This is a genomic window from Pseudoxanthomonas sacheonensis (assembly GCF_031455975.1).
Lineage (GTDB): Bacteria > Pseudomonadota > Gammaproteobacteria > Xanthomonadales > Xanthomonadaceae > Pseudoxanthomonas_A > Pseudoxanthomonas_A sacheonensis_A.
In genome coordinates this window covers 1,004,973-1,021,834 of the sequence record NZ_JAVDTT010000001.1, presented here as the reverse complement: position 1 = coordinate 1,021,834, position 16,862 = coordinate 1,004,973, and the positions used below count along the sequence as shown (strand labels likewise).

General features: G+C 63.5%; 17 protein-coding genes. 9 read left to right on the top strand and 8 right to left on the bottom strand.

Features of this window, described 5'->3' with window-relative positions; all coding sequences use genetic code 11:
* The first annotated feature begins 21 nt into the window (after nucleotides 1–21).
* Nucleotides 22–1,227, top strand: a complete 1,206-nt coding sequence (locus tag J2W94_RS04625; RefSeq protein ID WP_310090564.1) for an acetyl-CoA C-acyltransferase — start codon at nucleotides 22–24, stop codon at nucleotides 1,225–1,227.
* Nucleotides 1,228–1,303: 76 nt separating this feature from the next.
* On the opposite strand, the gene galU is transcribed toward J2W94_RS04625, so the two are convergent.
* The 8 genes from galU to cmk all read right to left on the bottom strand — a co-directional run bounded on the left by galU (nucleotide 1,304) and on the right by cmk (nucleotide 9,746).
* A complete protein-coding gene (gene galU / locus J2W94_RS04620) occupies nucleotides 1,304–2,203 on the bottom strand; it encodes a UTP--glucose-1-phosphate uridylyltransferase GalU (protein WP_310090562.1) in 900 nt (299 codons plus the stop codon).
* On the bottom strand, nucleotides 2,200–4,110 hold the full coding sequence (locus J2W94_RS04615) for a polysaccharide biosynthesis protein (RefSeq protein ID WP_430540539.1): 1,911 nt from the start codon (nucleotides 4,108–4,110) through the stop codon (nucleotides 2,200–2,202). The genes galU and J2W94_RS04615 overlap by 4 nt, the downstream gene beginning before the upstream one ends.
* 12 nt (nucleotides 4,111–4,122) lie before the next feature.
* Nucleotides 4,123–5,097 carry a lipopolysaccharide biosynthesis protein gene (locus tag J2W94_RS04610; RefSeq protein WP_310090559.1) on the bottom strand — a complete coding sequence of 325 codons (975 nt, stop codon included), beginning with the start codon at nucleotides 5,095–5,097 and terminating at the stop codon, nucleotides 4,123–4,125.
* Nucleotides 5,097–6,275, bottom strand: coding sequence for a lipopolysaccharide assembly protein LapB (gene lapB, locus J2W94_RS04605; protein ID WP_310090557.1), 1,179 nt, complete (start codon nucleotides 6,273–6,275; stop codon nucleotides 5,097–5,099). Before lapB ends, J2W94_RS04610 begins: the two co-directional genes overlap by 1 nt.
* A gap of 23 nt (nucleotides 6,276–6,298) precedes the next feature.
* Nucleotides 6,299–6,571 carry a LapA family protein gene (locus J2W94_RS04600; protein ID WP_310090554.1) on the bottom strand — a complete coding sequence of 91 codons (273 nt, stop codon included), beginning with the start codon at nucleotides 6,569–6,571 and terminating at the stop codon, nucleotides 6,299–6,301.
* Between the two features lie 261 nt (nucleotides 6,572–6,832).
* Nucleotides 6,833–7,138 (bottom strand): integration host factor subunit beta, encoded by a 306-nt coding sequence (locus J2W94_RS04595; RefSeq protein WP_310091581.1) that lies wholly within the window; start codon nucleotides 7,136–7,138, stop codon nucleotides 6,833–6,835.
* Nucleotides 7,139–7,211: 73 nt separating this feature from the next.
* Nucleotides 7,212–8,900 (bottom strand): 30S ribosomal protein S1, encoded by a 1,689-nt coding sequence (gene rpsA, locus J2W94_RS04590; RefSeq protein WP_310090552.1) that lies wholly within the window; start codon nucleotides 8,898–8,900, stop codon nucleotides 7,212–7,214.
* A gap of 174 nt (nucleotides 8,901–9,074) precedes the next feature.
* Nucleotides 9,075–9,746 (bottom strand): (d)CMP kinase, encoded by a 672-nt coding sequence (cmk, locus tag J2W94_RS04585; RefSeq protein WP_310090550.1) that lies wholly within the window; start codon nucleotides 9,744–9,746, stop codon nucleotides 9,075–9,077.
* Between the two features lie 200 nt (nucleotides 9,747–9,946).
* Between cmk and ykgO the strand changes: the two genes are divergently transcribed.
* The 8 genes from ykgO to J2W94_RS04545 all read left to right on the top strand — a co-directional run bounded on the left by ykgO (nucleotide 9,947) and on the right by J2W94_RS04545 (nucleotide 16,844).
* A complete protein-coding gene (ykgO, locus tag J2W94_RS04580) occupies nucleotides 9,947–10,072 on the top strand; it encodes a type B 50S ribosomal protein L36 (protein ID WP_005913193.1) in 126 nt (41 codons plus the stop codon).
* A 258-nt stretch (nucleotides 10,073–10,330) separates the two neighbouring features.
* A complete protein-coding gene (locus tag J2W94_RS04575) occupies nucleotides 10,331–10,657 on the top strand; it encodes a hypothetical protein (protein WP_310090547.1) in 327 nt (108 codons plus the stop codon).
* A 33-nt stretch (nucleotides 10,658–10,690) separates the two neighbouring features.
* Nucleotides 10,691–11,728: an agmatine deiminase family protein gene (locus J2W94_RS04570; protein ID WP_310090545.1), complete on the top strand. Its 1,038-nt coding sequence runs from the start codon at nucleotides 10,691–10,693 to the stop codon at nucleotides 11,726–11,728.
* Nucleotides 11,729–11,848: 120 nt separating this feature from the next.
* Nucleotides 11,849–12,808 carry an aldo/keto reductase gene (locus J2W94_RS04565; RefSeq protein ID WP_310090543.1) on the top strand — a complete coding sequence of 320 codons (960 nt, stop codon included), beginning with the start codon at nucleotides 11,849–11,851 and terminating at the stop codon, nucleotides 12,806–12,808.
* A gap of 7 nt (nucleotides 12,809–12,815) precedes the next feature.
* Nucleotides 12,816–14,123: an NTP/NDP exchange transporter gene (locus J2W94_RS04560; RefSeq protein ID WP_310090541.1), complete on the top strand. Its 1,308-nt coding sequence runs from the start codon at nucleotides 12,816–12,818 to the stop codon at nucleotides 14,121–14,123.
* A gap of 45 nt (nucleotides 14,124–14,168) precedes the next feature.
* Nucleotides 14,169–15,086 carry a carbon-nitrogen hydrolase gene (locus J2W94_RS04555; protein WP_310090539.1) on the top strand — a complete coding sequence of 306 codons (918 nt, stop codon included), beginning with the start codon at nucleotides 14,169–14,171 and terminating at the stop codon, nucleotides 15,084–15,086.
* A complete protein-coding gene (locus J2W94_RS04550) occupies nucleotides 15,083–15,613 on the top strand; it encodes a GNAT family N-acetyltransferase (protein ID WP_310090538.1) in 531 nt (176 codons plus the stop codon). Before J2W94_RS04555 ends, J2W94_RS04550 begins: the two co-directional genes overlap by 4 nt.
* A gap of 4 nt (nucleotides 15,614–15,617) precedes the next feature.
* Nucleotides 15,618–16,844, top strand: a complete 1,227-nt coding sequence (locus tag J2W94_RS04545; RefSeq protein ID WP_310090536.1) for a TraB/GumN family protein — start codon at nucleotides 15,618–15,620, stop codon at nucleotides 16,842–16,844.
* The last annotated feature ends 18 nt before the right edge of the window (nucleotides 16,845–16,862 follow it).

Genomic DNA, 16,862 nt, shown 5'->3' with positions numbered 1-16,862 from the left:
TCTCGAATCCCGGAGTTATCCATGAGCAAACAGATCCAGGAAGCCTACATCGTCGCCGCCACCCGCACCCCGGTAGGCAAGGCACCCAAAGGCGTGTTCCGCAATACCCGTCCCGACGACATGTTGGCGCATGTGCTGAAAGCCGTCGTCGCCCAAGCCCCGGGCATCGATGTGAGCCGCATCGACGACGCCATCATCGGCTGCGCCATGCCCGAAGGCGAGCAAGGCATGAACGTGGCGCGCATCGGCCTATTGCTGGCCGGATTGCCCAACACCATCGCCGCGCAGACTATCAACCGCTTCTGTTCCTCGGGCCTGCAGGCCGTGGCGCTGGCGGCCGACCAGATCCGCCTGGGCAACGCCGACCTGATGCTGGCCGGCGGCACCGAATCGATGTCGATGGTGCCCATGATGGGCAACAAGATCGCCCTGGCGCCCAGCGTGTTCGACAATGATCACGTGGCCATCGCCTACGGCATGGGCATCACCGCCGAGAAAGTGGCCGAGGAGTGGAAGGTCTCACGCGAGGACCAGGACGCCTTCGCGCTGGCCTCTCACCAGAAAGCGATCGCAGCGATGCAGGCAGGCGAATTCCGCAGCGAAATCACCCCTTATGAAGTGATGTCGCACGTGCCCAACCTGGCTGGCAATACCATCCAGCTACGCAAGCTACTGGTCGAGAACGATGAAGGTCCGCGTCCGGATACCACGCTGGAAGGCCTGGCCAAATTGCGCACCGTTTTCCGCAACCCACAGTTCGGCGGCACCGTGACCGCAGGCACCTCATCGCAGATGAGCGACGGCGCCGCTGGCGTGCTGTTGGCTTCGGAACAGGCGATCAAGGATTACGGCCTGACGCCGTTGGCGCGATTCGTTTCTTTCTCGGTCGCCGGTGTGCGTCCGGAAGTGATGGGCATCGGCCCCATCGCCGCGATTCCGAAAGCGCTCAAGCAGGCCGGCATCACCCAAGACCAGCTCGACTGGATCGAGTTGAACGAAGCCTTCGCGGCCCAGGCCCTGGCGGTGATTCGCGACGTGGGTCTGGACCCGTCCAAGATCAACCCGCTCGGCGGCGCCATTGCGCTCGGCCACCCGTTGGGCGCGACCGGCGCGATTCGCACCGCCACCCTCGTCCACGGCATGCGCCGTCGCCAGCAGAAATACGGCATGGTGACGATGTGCATCGGCACGGGCATGGGTGCGGCGGGCGTGTTCGAAAGCCTCTGAACCGCATCGTCTCTGAAATAGGAAAGGGCAGCCAGGGGCTGCCCTTTTTCGTCAACAGCGCATGCGCGCCGCCGAATTATTCCAATTCGGTGACACCGAGTTCCTTAAGCGCGTTCTGCATCAGCTGCTGCGCGGCGTCGCTCAGTTTCTCGTGGTCCAGCGCGTAACGGATGGTGGCTTCGATCAGGCCGATATGTGTCCCGCAGTCGAAACGCGTGCCGCGGAAACGGTAGGCGTGCACGGGATGCTCGGTCAGCAATGCCGCGATCGCATCGGTCAATTGGATCTCGCCGCCAGCCCCGGGCGTAGTGCTCTCCAGCAGGTCGAAAATACGCGAACTCAGCACATAACGTCCCACTACTGCCAGCGTGCTCGGCGCCACCTCAGGGCTGGGCTTTTCCACGATGGCGGAGATACGGCCCTCGCGGCCTGAGAACGTTTCGGTCGCCACAATGCCGTAACTGCCGGTCTGCTCGCGCGGCACGTCCTGCACAGCGATCACGCTGGCGCCGGAAGCTTCGGCGGCGTCGGCCATCTGCGTGAGCGCGCCGGGGCCACGGTTCCAGATCAGATCGTCGGGCAGCAATACCGCGAAAGGCTCGTCGCCCACGATGGGTTTCGCGCAAAGCACGGCATGCCCCAGCCCCAGCGCTTCGGCCTGAGTGACGAACACCGCGCGCACATGGCTGGGCAGCACGTTGCGCACCAGTTCGAGCTGCTCCAGCTTGCCTGCCTGCTCGAGCTTCTGCTCCAGCTCGTAGGCCTTGTCGAAGTAGTCGGCCACCGCATGCTTGTAGCGGTTGGTGACGAAGATCAGCGTATCGCAACCGGCTTCCACCGCTTCATCCACCGCGTACTGGATCAGCGGCTTGTCGATGATCGGCAGCATCTCCTTGGGGACGGTCTTGGTGGCGGGCAGGAATCGGGTTCCGAGGCCTGCGACGGGGAAAACGGCTTTCCGGATACGTGGGTTCATCGGGTATGTCTGGCCTCGCGGGCGGGGAATTGCACGATCGTGGCGCCGGCGTCAGCATTCTGTCCCGACGGAGAAAACTCGGGTATCGCCGCACGCAGGATGCGTGAAAGTTCGTCGTTGTCGTAGTTCGCTACCGCGGTCTGCAACAGGGAAACGGCACGCGTGATGATCTCCGTCGAGGCATCGCGCGCGCGCGCTTCGAGGATCTTGGAATGCGAGGTGGGCCGGTAGAGTTCTTCCGCGTGAAACAGCGTTTCATGCAGCTTCTCGCCGGGGCGTAGCCCGGTATAGACGATGGCGATGTCCTTGCCCGGCTGCTTTCCGGCAAGACGAATCATCTGCTCGGCCAGCACGCGAATCGGTACCGGCTCGCCCATGTCCAGCGTGTAGATGGAAGCATGCGCGGCACTGGCGGCGGCCTGTACGATCAGCTGGCAGGCTTCCGGGATGGTCATGAAATAACGCGTGACTTCCGGGTCGGTGACGGTCACCGGGCCGCCCAAGCGGATCTGCTCGCGGAAGAGGGGCACCACGCTTCCCGCCGAATCCAGCACGTTGCCGAAACGGACGGTCACGAAACGCGTCGAGACGCGGTCATCCAGGGTCTGGCAAACCATTTCGGCCAGACGCTTGGTTGCGCCCAGCACATTGACCGGATCGACTGCCTTGTCGGTGGAGATGAAAACGAAGGTTCCCACATTCGCCTCGCGGCAGGCGCGGGCCACGGCCTCGGTCGCCAGTACGTTGTTGCGCACTGCTTCGCGTAGCTGTTTCTCTAGAAGCGGAACCTGCTTATAGGCCGCGGCATGGAAAACCGCATCCGGCTCGGCGGTCTTCAACGCATGCTGGATAACCGCCGGATCGCCGCAGTTGCCCAGGACCGAAATGATTTCGAGGTCGGGAAACGCGCGATGCAGTTCCGTCTGGGCCGTGACCAGAGCGAGCTCATCGACTTCCAGCAGTGCAATCCTGCTCGCGCCATGTCGGGCGCATTGACGGCAGAGTTCCGAACCGATGGAGCCGCCGGCGCCGGTTACCAGGACGGTACGTCCACCCAACCAGCCGCGAATGAGTTTCCAGTCCGGGGTGACCGGCTTGCGACCCAAAAGATCGTCGATCGCGACTTCTTTGAGTTCGCCAGGCAAAGAACGGCCTTCCAGCACGTCCACCAATCGGGGTACGGTGCGGAACGGCAGGCCGGTGCTTTCGCAGATGGCCACCACCCGCTGCATGTTGGCCGCATCCAGCGACGGCATCGCGATGACGATCAACTTGGCGGCGGTTTCCTTGGCGATGGTCGCGGCATCGGATAATCCGCCGAGCACGGGAACGCCATGCAGCTTGGTGCCCTGCAGACGGGCCGAGTCGTCCAACAGACCGACCGGCTGATAGGCGCCGCTGCGCCGTAGGTCGCGCACCAGGGCCTCGCTGGATCTGCCCGCACCGAGTATCAGGACCCGTAGGGCGATGCCGTTCTTGCTGTCCGTGTTCTGATTGTCCTTCCAGGCTCGAAACATGAGGCGTGGCATACCCAGCAGACCCACCAGCAGGAACGGGTACATCACCAGCACAGCGCGCGGCACCGAGCCCAGACGGTTGTAAAGGGCCAGCCCCAGGGCGAGCGCCAGCAAGCCGATCAGACTGGCTTTAAGAATATTGCCCAGGTCGGGGACGCTGGCGAAGCGCCAAAGACCCCGATAAAGACCGACCCACCAGAACACCAGCCCCTGCGCGACCAGGACGATCGCGATCTCAGGCGACCAGAGGGGGTACGAAGGAGGGTTGGGCAACATCGCATAACGCAAATGGTGCAGCGCTTCCCAACACAACCAGACCATCAATAGATCGTGCCCGACCACCATCAAACGGGGTACCACGGCAGCCATCTTTCCGCGCCAAGAATTCACTTTTGCGCATCCTTACTCATTAGAGATATCCCTGCGCATGCGCGCCCATAAAAAGCCTGCGCCCAGAAACCATACCAGGCAAATACTCGCTGACCCATAGTCCGTCCAGCCTATTCCAATAAGAACCAGCATCGCGGCCACGAGGCTGAATCCTGCGTAAGCCAAGGTGACTCCCACGTGACTCACATTACGACCCGCCCACTTTTGGTAGGTGTGCTGGACATGTGGCATCCACCAGGGTTCCCTTCGCAGGATGCGCATACCCAATGTGAAGCCCGCGTCTACCAGAAATGCGGAAATCGGCAGCAGAAGCAACGGCCAGGAAACCCGGTCCGACCGGAAAGCCGCTACCAGCAGTCCCGCAAGCAGGAACCCAAGCGCCCCACTGCCCACATCGCCCAGAAAAATCCGGGCCTTGGGGAAATTAAAAGGCAAGAATCCGGCCAAAGCCGCGACCAATCCTGCGGCTATCCATGCCCACACCCCATCGAGCAGGAGCACCATGGCCAACGCAACGATCGCCGCCTGGCTGGCCGCCAGCCCGTCGATGCCGTCCATGAAGTTCCAGATATTCACCAGCACCAGGGCAAGAACGAAGGCCACGACAGGGGCGAGTAAACCCGGACTGGAGCTGTGCACTCCCCAAGCCAGAAGAAATGCCGCCACCGCATGCACCAACAATCTTGGCCAGGCCGGGATGGGTCGATGATCGTCTACCCAGCCGATACCTGCGACCAGGATCAACCCAGTAGCGAAACAGCCCAGCAGCAAAGCATCCGACGGGTCTTTCAGCGCCAGCCAGACTATTCCCAACAATACGCTTACGACTATCGCGATACCGCCCCCCCTTGGGGTAGCCACGACATGACTACGCCGCTCGCCGGGCTGATCGAGCAACTGCTTCTTCAATGCATAACGTCGCGCCAACCATGTGCCCGTTGCTGCGAGCACCAGGTGCAGCAGCATCCACGCGGGTAGTGCCGTCATCAGACCACCGCGTAGTTCAGCAACGGTTTCACCGTTCCCCACTCCTTGCAACTGGGGCACTGCCAATGGTGGGTGCGCGCGCCGAAACCGCAACGCGTGCAGCGATAGCTCGGATTGCGCACCAGCAATTGATCGGTGATGTGCTTGAGATCGGTCAGGGTGGCGGTGGGATCGGCGCCTTCGGCCAGGGTCAGGTCGATCAGCGCCGCTTCCCCACGCACCGAAGGACGGTCCTTCAACTGACGCGCCAGATACGCACGGGCCGCCGCAACGCCATCCTGACTTTCTACCAGCCGGGTAAGCGCCAGCACGGGCGCTATGCCCCGATAGTGCTCGCACATCTCGGAAAGGAACGCCCGCGCGCCGGACAGGTCCGCACCCAGTTCGTAGTTCGCCATCAGGCTGGGCAACACTTCGGGCAAGTAGTCCGGATCGTGCCGTGCCGCGCGTTCGAATGCGCGTATCGCCGCTTCATGATTGCCGACGTCGGATTCGATACGCCCTTCCAGGATGCCCGCGCGCACGCAGCTGGCGTCCGCCTGGTAGGCGCGGGCGATGGCGGCGCGGGCGGATTCGACATCGTTCGCGGTGCGGTGCCGCTCGGCCAGTTCGCACTCGAACTGGGCGATCAGCTTACCCATCGGCTCGCCAGCGACCTCTTCGTAGCGGGTGGCGTTGTCGATGGCTTTTTCCCAGTCCCGCTCGGTCTGGTAAATGCCGATCAAATGCTTGAGCGCCTGCGGGGCGCGCTGGTCGATGCGGGTCAGGTCGCTGAAAACGGTCTCGGCGCGATCCAGTAAACCCGAGCGCATGTAGTCCTCGCCCAAGGCCAGCAACGCCTGCACTTTCTGCTGATCGCTCAGGTCGTGGCGCTGCACCAGCCCCTGATGCAGGCGAATGGCGCGATCGACCTCGCCACGGCGGCGGAACAGGTGGCCCAGGGCGACCTGGGTCTCGAAGGTTTCCTTGTCCAGCTCGGCGATGTGCAGGAACAACTCGATGGCTTTGTCGGGCTGTTCGTTCAACAGATAGTTCAGGCCGCGGAAGTAAGTGCTCGAGAGCCGGCTGACCTGGGTGTCGCCGTGGCGCTGCCCGCCCCTGCGCCCAATCACCCAGCCGCTAAGCGCGGCCAGCGGCAGGAATAGAAAGAACCAGAACCATTCGTTGAGGAATTGCATTTGCTGGAGGCCTATCTGATGGCTCAGGCGGCACTACTACCGACCGGGGGCACAGGCGCCGCAGCCTGCTTGTTGGCTTTGCGCAGTTTCGTATACAGAGGCCAGACCAAGGTCGCCAGGACGATCAGACCGCCGATGATCACCCCCGCCAGCAGCGAAAGGATGATGGCGACTCCCGAAGAAGTCTGGATATCGGCGAACAGCAATTTGAGCGTGATGGGCTGGGTATTCAGCACACCGACCAACAAACCTATGCCCAGGAAGATCAATGCGATGATCAAGCGGAAAATGTTCACCGGCCGGCTCCATGCTTGGGAGCCGCTAGCTTAGCCGAGACTTGTGCTGTGCAACACAACAAAGCCCCTCTCCCACCGGGAGAGGGGTTGGGGTGAGGGTACGGCGAAGTGACGATGGCGCAGGTCACGCCTACCCAACCGCATCCGCAAAGCTAAGGCCGCTTGTTTCCGGATATCTGCGAGAGGGAGGTACGCCACTTCGCCGTACCCTCATTCGCCCTTCGGGCACCTTCTCCCGATGGGAGAAGGGAAAAGCAGCGCTTATTCGCCGCTTTCCTCGATGGGTGTCACGCTGCTGACGCGTTCGCGCAACTCCTTGCCAGGCTTGAAGTGCGGCACGTGCTTAGCCGGCAGGGCCACCGAATCGCCCGTCTTGGGATTGCGACCCAGACGGGGCGGACGGTAATGCAGGGAAAAACTGCCGAATCCGCGGATCTCGATGCGCTCGCCATGGGCCAGGGCACCGCCCATCATCTCCAGCAGCGACTTCACTGCAAGATCGACGTCGTCGGCCTTCAGGTGCGGCTGGCGACGGCTCAGGATTTCGATGAGTTCGGATTTGGTCATCGTCACGGAGATAGGCGAAAAGCACCACTACCGGCCCGGATTGAACCGGGCCGGAGTGGATCGAGTGGCTTGCTTACTCGGACTTGTTGCCGTCCAGCTGCGCGCGCAGCAGCGCGCCCAACTGGGTGGTGGCGCCCGTGGAGGAAGACTGCGACTGGTAGTCCTCCAGCACTTCGCGCATTTCCGCGTCGTCCTTCGCCTTGATCGACAACTGCAGGGTGCGGCCCTTGCGGTCCATACCCATGAAACGCGCTTCGATCTTGTCGCCGACCTTCAGGTGCTGGCTGGCGTCGTCGACGCGCTCGGTGCTGATGTCGCGCGCGGCGACGTAGCCTTCCACGCCCTCGGCGATGTCGATGATGGCGCCCTTGGCGTCCACTTCGCGCACGGTGCCTTCCAGCTTGGTGCCCTTCGGGTTGGCCGCCATGAACTGGCCGAACGGATCCTGTTCCAGCTGCTTGACGCCCAGGCTGATGCGTTCGCGTTCCGGATCCACGGCCAGCACGACCGCTTCCAGCGTGTCGCCCTTCTTATAGTTGCGGGCCACGTCTTCGCCGGTGGAGTTCCAGCTGATGTCGGACAGATGGATAAGGCCGTCGATACCGCCGTCCAGGCCGATGAAGATGCCGAAGTCGGTGATCGACTTGATCTGGCCCGACACCTTGTCGTTCTTCTTGTGGATCGCAGCAAAGGTTTCCCACGGATTGGCGGCGACCTGCTTCATGCCCAGCGAGATGCGGCGACGCTCCTCGTCCACGTCCAGCACCATCACTTCGACGTCGTCGCCGACCTGCACGACCTTGGACGGGTTGACGTTCTTGTTGGTCCAATCCATTTCCGACACGTGTACCAGGCCTTCGACGCCCGGCTCGATCTCGACGAACGCGCCGTAATCGGTGACGTTGGAGACCTTGCCGAACACGCGGCTGTTGGCCGGGTAGCGGCGGGCGATGTTGTCCCACGGATCCTCGCCCAGCTGCTTCAGGCCCAGGCTGACGCGGTTGCGCTCGCGGTCGTACTTCAGCACGCGGACATCCAGCTCCTGGCCGACTTCCACCACTTCGGACGGATGGCGCACGCGCTTCCAGGCCATGTCGGTGATGTGCAGCAGACCATCGATGCCGCCCAGGTCGACGAACGCGCCGTAATCGGTGAGGTTCTTGACCACGCCCTTCAGCACCACGCCTTCCTGCAGCTTGTCCATCAGCTGCTCGCGCTCTTCCGAATGCTCGCTCTCGACCACCGCACGGCGGGAGACCACCACATTGTTGCGCTTGCGATCCAGCTTGATGAGCTTGAACTCGAGTTCCTTGCCTTCCAGGTAACCCGGGTCGCGCACGGGGCGCACATCGACCAGCGAGCCCGGCAGGAACGCGCGGACGTCCTTGATGTCGACGGTGAAGCCGCCCTTGACCTTGCCGCTGATGCGACCGGTGATGGTGGCGTTGGCTTCCAGCGCCTCTTCCAGTTCGTCCCACACCATGGCGCGCTTGGCCTTCTCGCGCGACAGCACGGTTTCGCCGAAGCCGTTTTCCAGGGAGTCCAGAGCGACCTTTACTTCGTCGCCGACGGCCACGGTGAGCGTGCCATCGTCGTTACGGAACTGTTCGATCGGCACGATGCCTTCGGACTTCAGACCGGCATTGATCACCACCACGTCGTTGCGGACTTCCACCACGGTGCCCATGACGATGGAGCCGGGCTTCAGTTTGGTGAGATGGATCTGGCTCTGTTCAAACAGTTCTGCAAATGATTCGATCATTGAATAAATCTCGGTTGATGACGCAGACCGTGCACGTGAAGGTGCGGCGGTCCACCCGTTGTCGGCCTGGGCGGGATGCCTGTGACCGTGAGTGTTGTAGTGGAAAAACCGCCGGAAAGATTCCCGACGGGGCTGCTTTTGTTGCGTTGTCTGCTGCGTTGGATCCGGACCGGACTAGGTTTTCACCAAGGCCAGCACGCGTTCCACGACCTGATCGATGTTCAGGCCGGTGGTATCGATGAGGACGGCGTCTTCGGCCGGCCTCAACGGCGCCACCGTGCGCTGGGCATCACGGGCGTCGCGGGCGAGAATCTCCCGTAGCAGACCGTCTATTGTGACCGAAACCCCTTTGTCTTTCAACTGGTTATAGCGCCTTTCGGCTCTCTCCTCGGCACTGGCGGTCAGGAAAACCTTGTAGGGAGCGTCCGCGAAGATGACCGTCCCCATGTCCCGCCCATCGGCCACGAGTCCCGGGGCCTGCCGGAAAGCCCGCTGGCGCTCTTTGAGAGCGGAACGGACCTCGGGGAAGGCGGCGATGGCCGAGGCGACGGCCCCGGTGGTTTCGAGCCTGAGCTCGTCCGTGGCATCGGAGCCATTGACCCAGACCCGCAGATCGCCCTTGGCGTCTTCCTTGAAGACGACCGCGGTATCGAAGGTGCAGCGCACCAGGGCTGCGGGGTCGGAAATGTCCAGATTGGCCCAACTCGCCGCCACGCCCACCGCTCGGTACAAGGCGCCGGAGTCGAGGTAATGCCAACCCAGCCGGGCCGCCGCGATTCGGCTCACGGTGCCTTTGCCAGCACCGGAAGGGCCATCGATGGTCAGAACTGGAATGCTGTCGGACATGGGAACCCCGTGGTTTTGCCGGCATTATGCCCGGCCGCCCCGCTGACGACCGGCGAACGCCAGTCGTCAGCAGGCAAAGGCTTGAACCTCAAAGGAAAAACCCGCTAGAATGCGCGGCTTGATTTTTGTCCCGGCCGAACCACTGGTCCGTTCCGGCCACATTCCCAGACAGTTACAGTCCAAATTTCCCGAGGTGCGTCATGAAAGTCCTTTCCTCCCTGAAGTCGGCAAAGACCCGTCATCGCGACTGCAAGGTGGTCCGCCGCCGTGGCAAGGTCTTCGTGATCTGCAAGTCGAATCCGCGCTTCAAGGCGCGTCAGCGCTGAAGCCGAAAGAGGTGCCCAAGGCGCGTCAGCGCTGAAATAACGGGTTAGCCTCGATGCGGCGGCGCCAAAGGCGCACCGCTGCAAGCCGCAGAAAGACCGCCTCCGGGCGGTTTTTCTTTATCCGGGCCTCCTGGTGGTCCGAGATCCGGACCCCCGACGACGCGCTCACCGTCACGGTTGCCGCACTACATCGCGGCGCGGCGGTTTTTTGTTGGGGCCGTTTTGCTATAAAGACCCGTCCTCTGGGGAGCCACCGCCATGAACCACCGCCTTCTCGCTATTCCGATGTTCGCTCTGCTCTGCTGCGCGGGCACCGCCAGTGCCGACACCCTGCTGATCGAGCGGGTGCAGGAAACCCCTGCCGCAGTGCCCGTGCGCGGCCAGACCGCCGCCGCCGTGGAAGCCAGGTTCGGCGCACCCCAACAGAAGCTCGAACCGCGTGGCGGCCAGAAGCGCCAGTGGCCGGTGATCAACCGCTGGGTGTATCCGGCTTTCACCGTGTATTTCGAAAAGAACCGCGTCATCGACGTGGTCGCCAACCAAGCCAGCCCGGAAGAAATCGGGCCCAAGCCCCCGATCCAATAGAACTTCAACACAGAACTTCAACGCAGAACTTCAATGACCGATGCTTTTCGCTTCCCTGCGGAATGGGAGCCCCAATCCGCGGTCCTGATCGCGTGGCCGCACGCCGAAACCGACTGGGCCGAACGGCTTGGCGAAGTGGAGGAAACCTACGTTGCGCTGGTCGCGGCGATCACCCGTTTCGAGCCGGTGGTGATCTGCGTGGCCGACGAAGATCTGCAGACCTATGCCGAAGCGCGCCTGCGTTCGGCGCGGGTGGACATGACCAAAGTCCAATTCGTACCCGCCGAATACGACGACACCTGGCTGCGCGACACCGGCCCTATCACGCTGCGCGCCGGCGACCGCTTCAAGCAGCTGGATTTCCGCTTTACCGGCTGGGGCGGCAAGTACCAGGCGAGCCGCGACGACCTGTTGGTCGGCGAGTTATCCGGCATGAACTTGTTTCATAACTATTTCGTGCAAAGCATTGATTTTGCACTGGAAGGTGGTGCGGTAGAGACCGACGGCGCAGGCACCCTGCTGAGCACGTGGCAATGCCTGCACGAGCGCCACCCGGAACTTCCGCGGGAAGAAATCACCACCCGGCTGGCCGGCTGGCTGCAACAGGATCGGGTGCTGTGGCTGGATCATGGCTACCTGGAAGGCGACGATACCGATGCGCATATAGATACCCTGGCGCGCTTCGCCGGGCCGGAAGCCATCGTGTTCCAAGCCTGCGACGACCCGGCCGATTCGCATTACGCGGAGCTGGGCGCGATGGCCGAGGAAATCGCGGCGCTACACACCCGCGATGGCAAACCGTACCGCTTGTTCCCCTTGCCGTGGGCACGACCGATCCTGGATGGAAGCCGGCGCCTGGCGGCTTCGTACGCCAACTTCCTGATCGTCAACGGCGCGGTGCTGATGCCGGCTTACGGCGACCCGGCCGATGCCGGGGCCGCGGCGGTACTGGCCGAAGCCTTCCCGGATCGCGAAATCGTGCAGGTGCCCTGCCGTTCGTTGATCTGGCAGAACGGCAGCCTGCACTGCATCACCATGCAATTGCCGGAAGGAATGCTGGCCGCAGGATGACCCCTGCGTCACGGAAATACGGCTGCATGTCTTTAGTTGGGTCGCGATAAAACGATTCGTTTACACAACCCAGAACCGTATCGCCGATAACCCAAGGTCCCCGCCTCGACGGAGACCGCCATGTATTCACGACGCAGGTTCCTGACCGCCGCCGCTACTGCGGCCGCCGGCCTCACCCTTGCCGCCTGCCGGGACGACGCGCGGGCGGTGCCGGCCGCTACGCCCTCCCCGACTGCCGCCGCTTCGGGCAATGAGCCATTGAATACGCGCAGCATTCCTTCCAGTGGCGAGAAGCTGCCGGTGATCGGCATGGGCACCTCGGGCAGCTTCGAAGTCGGCGACTCGGCGTCCGAACGCGATCCCTTGCGGGAAGTCTTGAAACGATTCTTCGCCGGCGGCGCCACCTTGATCGACACGGCACCGACCTACAGCGTGGCCGAGGATGTGCTGGGCGCCCTGTTGGCCGAACAGCAGCTGCGCGGCAAGGCGTGGATCGCCACCAAACTGTCCGGCGTCAATGGGCGCGCAGCCGGCCTGGCACAGTTCAACGACACGTTGCGGCGCCTGCAGACCGACAAGGTCGAACTGTTGCAGGTCCACAACCTGGGCGATCTGAAAATCCAGCTCGCCCTTGCGCGCGAACTGAAGGCGCAGGGCAAGGTGCGCTACGTGGGCGTGACCCATTACCTCGAGCGCGCGCAGGACGAACTTGCGGACGCGGTGCAGGCGGAGAAACCGGACTTCCTGCAGATCAACTATTCGGTAGTATCGCGCGGCGCCGAAAAACGCGTTTTCCCGCTGGCGCGGGAGCTTGGCGTGGCGGTGCTGGTCAATCGGGCTTTCGAGGACGGCCGCCTTTTCTCCCAGGTGGCCGACAAGCCGCTTCCGGCCTGGGCCGCCGCCGCGGGTATCACCTCGTGGGCGCAGGCCTTCCTCAAATTCGCCCTGAGCCATCCGGCGGTGACGACCGTGATCCCGGCTACCGGCAAACCGGACCGACAGAGCGACAACCTCAAAGCGGGCGTGGGGCCGGATCTAGATGAGGAACAGAGGCGATCGCTGATCGCAGCGGTCGGTTGATTGCGGAATGAACGAAGGCAGCGGCAATCCGGTACTGCGTGCGATAGCGAAACTGTTCAACATCGAGGGGCGGGAAGCCTCGGCGGTATTGGCCGGCTTGCTGATGTTCTTTTTCCTGTTCACCGGATATTTCATGCTGCGGCCGGTGCGCGAGACCATGGGCATCGCCGGTGGCGTGGACAACCTGCAGTGGCTGTTCACCGCCACCTTCGTGGCGACGCTTGCGGCGTTGCCGCTGTACGGCTGGATCGCCTCGAAGGCAGCGCGGCGCCGGATCCTGCCTTGGACGTATGGTTTCTTCGTACTCAACCTGCTGGCATTCGCCGCAGGCCTGCTGGCGCGACCGGAAAACCTCTGGCTGGCGCGTTCCTTCTACGTCTGGCTGTCGGTCTTCAACATGCTCACCATTTCGCTGGCGTGGAGCGTGCTGGCGGATCTGATGGCCACCCGCCAGGCCAAGCGTCTTTTCGCGCTGATCGCGGCCGGCGCCAGCTTGGGCGGCCTGACCGGGCCGCTATTGGGCACCCTGCTGGTCGCGCCGCTGGGGCATGCGGGCCTGCTGGTGCTTTCCGCCGCTTTCCTGGTAGCCAGCGCGATATCGGCCATGTGGCTGCAGCGCTGGCGTGATAGGCATCCGCTGCCGAGCGAGGAAACCAGCGCGCGCCGGAAGCCGTTGGGCGGCAATCCTTTTGCCGGCGCCAGCGCGGTATTCAGATCGAAGTACCTGATGGGCATCGCGATCTTCGTAATCCTGCTGACCAGCGTCAGCACCTTCCTCTATTTCGAACAGGCGCGGTTGGTGGCCGAAACCTTCACTGATCGCACACGGCAGACCCAGGTCTTCGGCACCATCGACACGGTAGTGCAATCGCTGGCCATCCTGACCCAGGTGCTGGTGACGGGCCGGGTCGCGCAGCGCTTGGGCGTAGGCGTACTGCTGGCGGCGGTGCCGTTGATCGTCGCCGCTGGTTTCGTCTGGCTGGCGCTATCGCCTGTTTTCGCCGTGTTCGTGGTGGTGATGGTGGTACGCCGGGCGGGCGAATACGCCTTCGTTCGGCCAGGCCGGGAAATGCTGTACACGGTCGTTCCCGCCGAGGACAAGTACAAAGCCAAGAACTTCATCGACACCGTCGTCTATCGTGGCGGCGACGCCATCAGCGCCTGGGTCAAGCGCGGTCTGGACCTGCTGGCCGAACACCCGGCAATGGCGATGTTCATCGGCGCCGCCATCGCGCTGGTCTGGGCAGCCAGTGGCGGTCTGCTGGGCAGGTGGCACCGTCAGCGCGAGGAAGCGTCGCCTGCGGGCCGCGGTTAACGCCATCCGCGATACCATGCGCGCTTTCCGCAGAACCGCCCCACGATGACCCGCAAAACATTGCCCGTCGCCCTGATTCAGGAAAAGGCCATCATTGATCAAGGCCGTGGCAACGCCGAGGCCAACCTTTCCATCATCGAGGCCCGCGTCGCCGAAGCCGCCGCTCGCGGCGCCAGGCTGGTGCTGCTGCAGGAACTGCACAACGGCGCGTACTTCTGCCAGCACGAGTCGGTCGCCGAGTTCGACCTGGCCGAACCCATCCCCGGTCCCAGCACCGAGCGCCTGGGCAAGCTGGCAAAGCGGCATGGCGTGGTGCTGGTCAGCTCGCTGTTCGAACGCCGCGCTCCCGGGCTGTACCACAACACGGCCGTCGTCTTCGAAAAGGACGGCAGCACCCTGGGCAAATACCGCAAGATGCATATCCCGGACGATCCGGGTTTCTACGAAAAATTCTATTTCACCCCCGGCGACCTCGGCTTCAAACCGATCGACACCTCGGTGGGCAGGCTCGGTGTGCTGGTCTGCTGGGACCAGTGGTATCCGGAAGCCGCGCGGCTGATGGCGCTGGCCGGTGCGGAACTGCTGCTCTACCCCACCGCCATCGGTTGGGATCCATCCGACGAACAGGCCGAGAAGAACCGCCAGCGAGACGCCTGGATCCTGAGCCATCGCGGACACGCAGTGGCCAACGGCTTGCCCGTGCTCTCGTGCAACCGCGTGGGCCACGAACCCTCGCCCCTGGCTTCCGACAAGCATGCGGGCGCAGCGGGCATCCAGTTCTGGGGCAACAGCCACGTGCTGGGTCCGCAGGGCGAATTCATCGCCGAAGCCGGCGGAGATGCCGAGATCCTCAGCGCGGAAATCGACCTCGACCGCAGCGAACACGTGCGCCGCATCTGGCCGTTCCTGCGCGACCGCCGCATCGACGCCTACGGCGATTTGCTGAAGCGGTATATCGATTGAACCTGCAGCTGCGCACGGCCACCCGCACCGACATTCCGCACATCCACGAGCTGTACGCCCGGGAAGTGCGCGACGGCGTGGCGACTTACGAGTACGAAGTCCCGGACGAAGCGGAGATGGCGCGGCGCATGGACGAACTCCTGGGTCGCGGATATCCGTACCTGGTCGCCGAGCTGGAAGGCGCGTTCGCCGGTTATGCGTACGCCAGCTCCTACCGAGGCCGCGCGGGCTATCGCTGGACCGTGGAAGACACGGTCTACGTGAAAGCCGAGGCGCAAGGAAAGGGAGTAGGCCGCGCCCTGCTCTCCCGACTGATCGCCGACTGCGAAGCACTCGGTTTCCGCCAGATGGTCGCGGTGATCGGCGAACCCGGCAACGGCGCCTCGGTGGTGCTGCACGAGAAGCTCGGCTTCGACATCATCGGCATATTTCCGGGCCTGGGCCGCAAACAGGGACGCTGGCTGGACACCGTACAGATGCAGCGCGCATTAGGCAGCGGCAAAAACGAAACACCTTCCGAAGAATGAATCCATGAACGACATCTCTCTCCCCGCGGCGCAAGACCCGCTCGCCGGACAGCCGCACCAGATCGTCGAGCGCGATGGCGTGCGCTACACCTTGCTGGGCACCGCGCACGTCTCTCGGACCAGCGTGGAGACCGTGCGGGCGGCGATCGCCAGCGGCGACTACGACACCGTCGCGATAGAACTGGACGCCGGACGCCTGCAGGCGCTGACCGATCCCGACGCCCTGTCGAAATTGGACCTGGTCAAGGTGATCCGCGAAGGCAAGACCCACCTGTTCGCGGCGAACCTCGCGTTGGCTGCCTACCAGCGACGGCTGGCCGAGCAGCTCGACGTCGAACCCGGCGCCGAATTGAAAGCCGCCGCGCTCGATGCGCGCGAGCGCAATCTGCCGCTGCATCTGATCGACCGCGAAGTCGGGCTGACCTTCAAGCGCGCCTTGAGCCGGCTGGGTTGGTGGGGACGCGCCAAGATCAGCGCGGGCATCATGATGGCGATGTTCGCGGACGAGGAAGTGGGCGACGACGAGATAGAGAAACTGAAGCAAGGCGACCTGCTGGAATCGAGCTTCGGCGAATTCGCGGCGGAGAGCCCCGCACTGTACGAAAGCATCATCGCCGAACGCGATCGTTATATGGCCGCACGCCTTCGCGAATCGGTCACCTACGCCAGCGGCGCGCGCGAGGTGTTGGCGGTGATCGGTGCCGGCCATCTGCACGGCATGGCCGAGCACTTGCGCGACGATGCGGAGTCGCCCGTCACGGTGCGCGCCGCGCTGGAATCCGTTCCGGAAAAGAGCAAGGTGCCGTGGTTCACGATCGCGCTGGCCGCCTTCCTGGTCGGCGGATTCGCCTGGGGTTTCTACCGCGGCGGCGTCGACGTCGGCGCGGACCTCATCGTGCAATGGGTACTGGCGACCGGCCTGCTGGGCGCGTTGGGTTGCGCCATCGCCGGAGGCCATCCGCTGAGCATCCTGGCCGCCTTCATTTCGTCTCCGCTGACGCCGCTGCACCCGGCGCTGGCATCGGGCACCGTGAGCGCGTTCGTCGAAGCGGCAATGCGCAAACCCACCCACGCGGATTTCATGGCGCTGCGCGACGACGTGCAGACGGTGCGCGGCTGGTGGAAGAACCGGGTTGCGCGGATCCTGCTGAATTTCTTCCTGACCAGCCTGGGCACCGCCATCGGCGTGTGGACCGGCGGCCTGCGGATGGTCGGCAAACTCTTCGGCTGATCCCGGATCTTCGTAGAG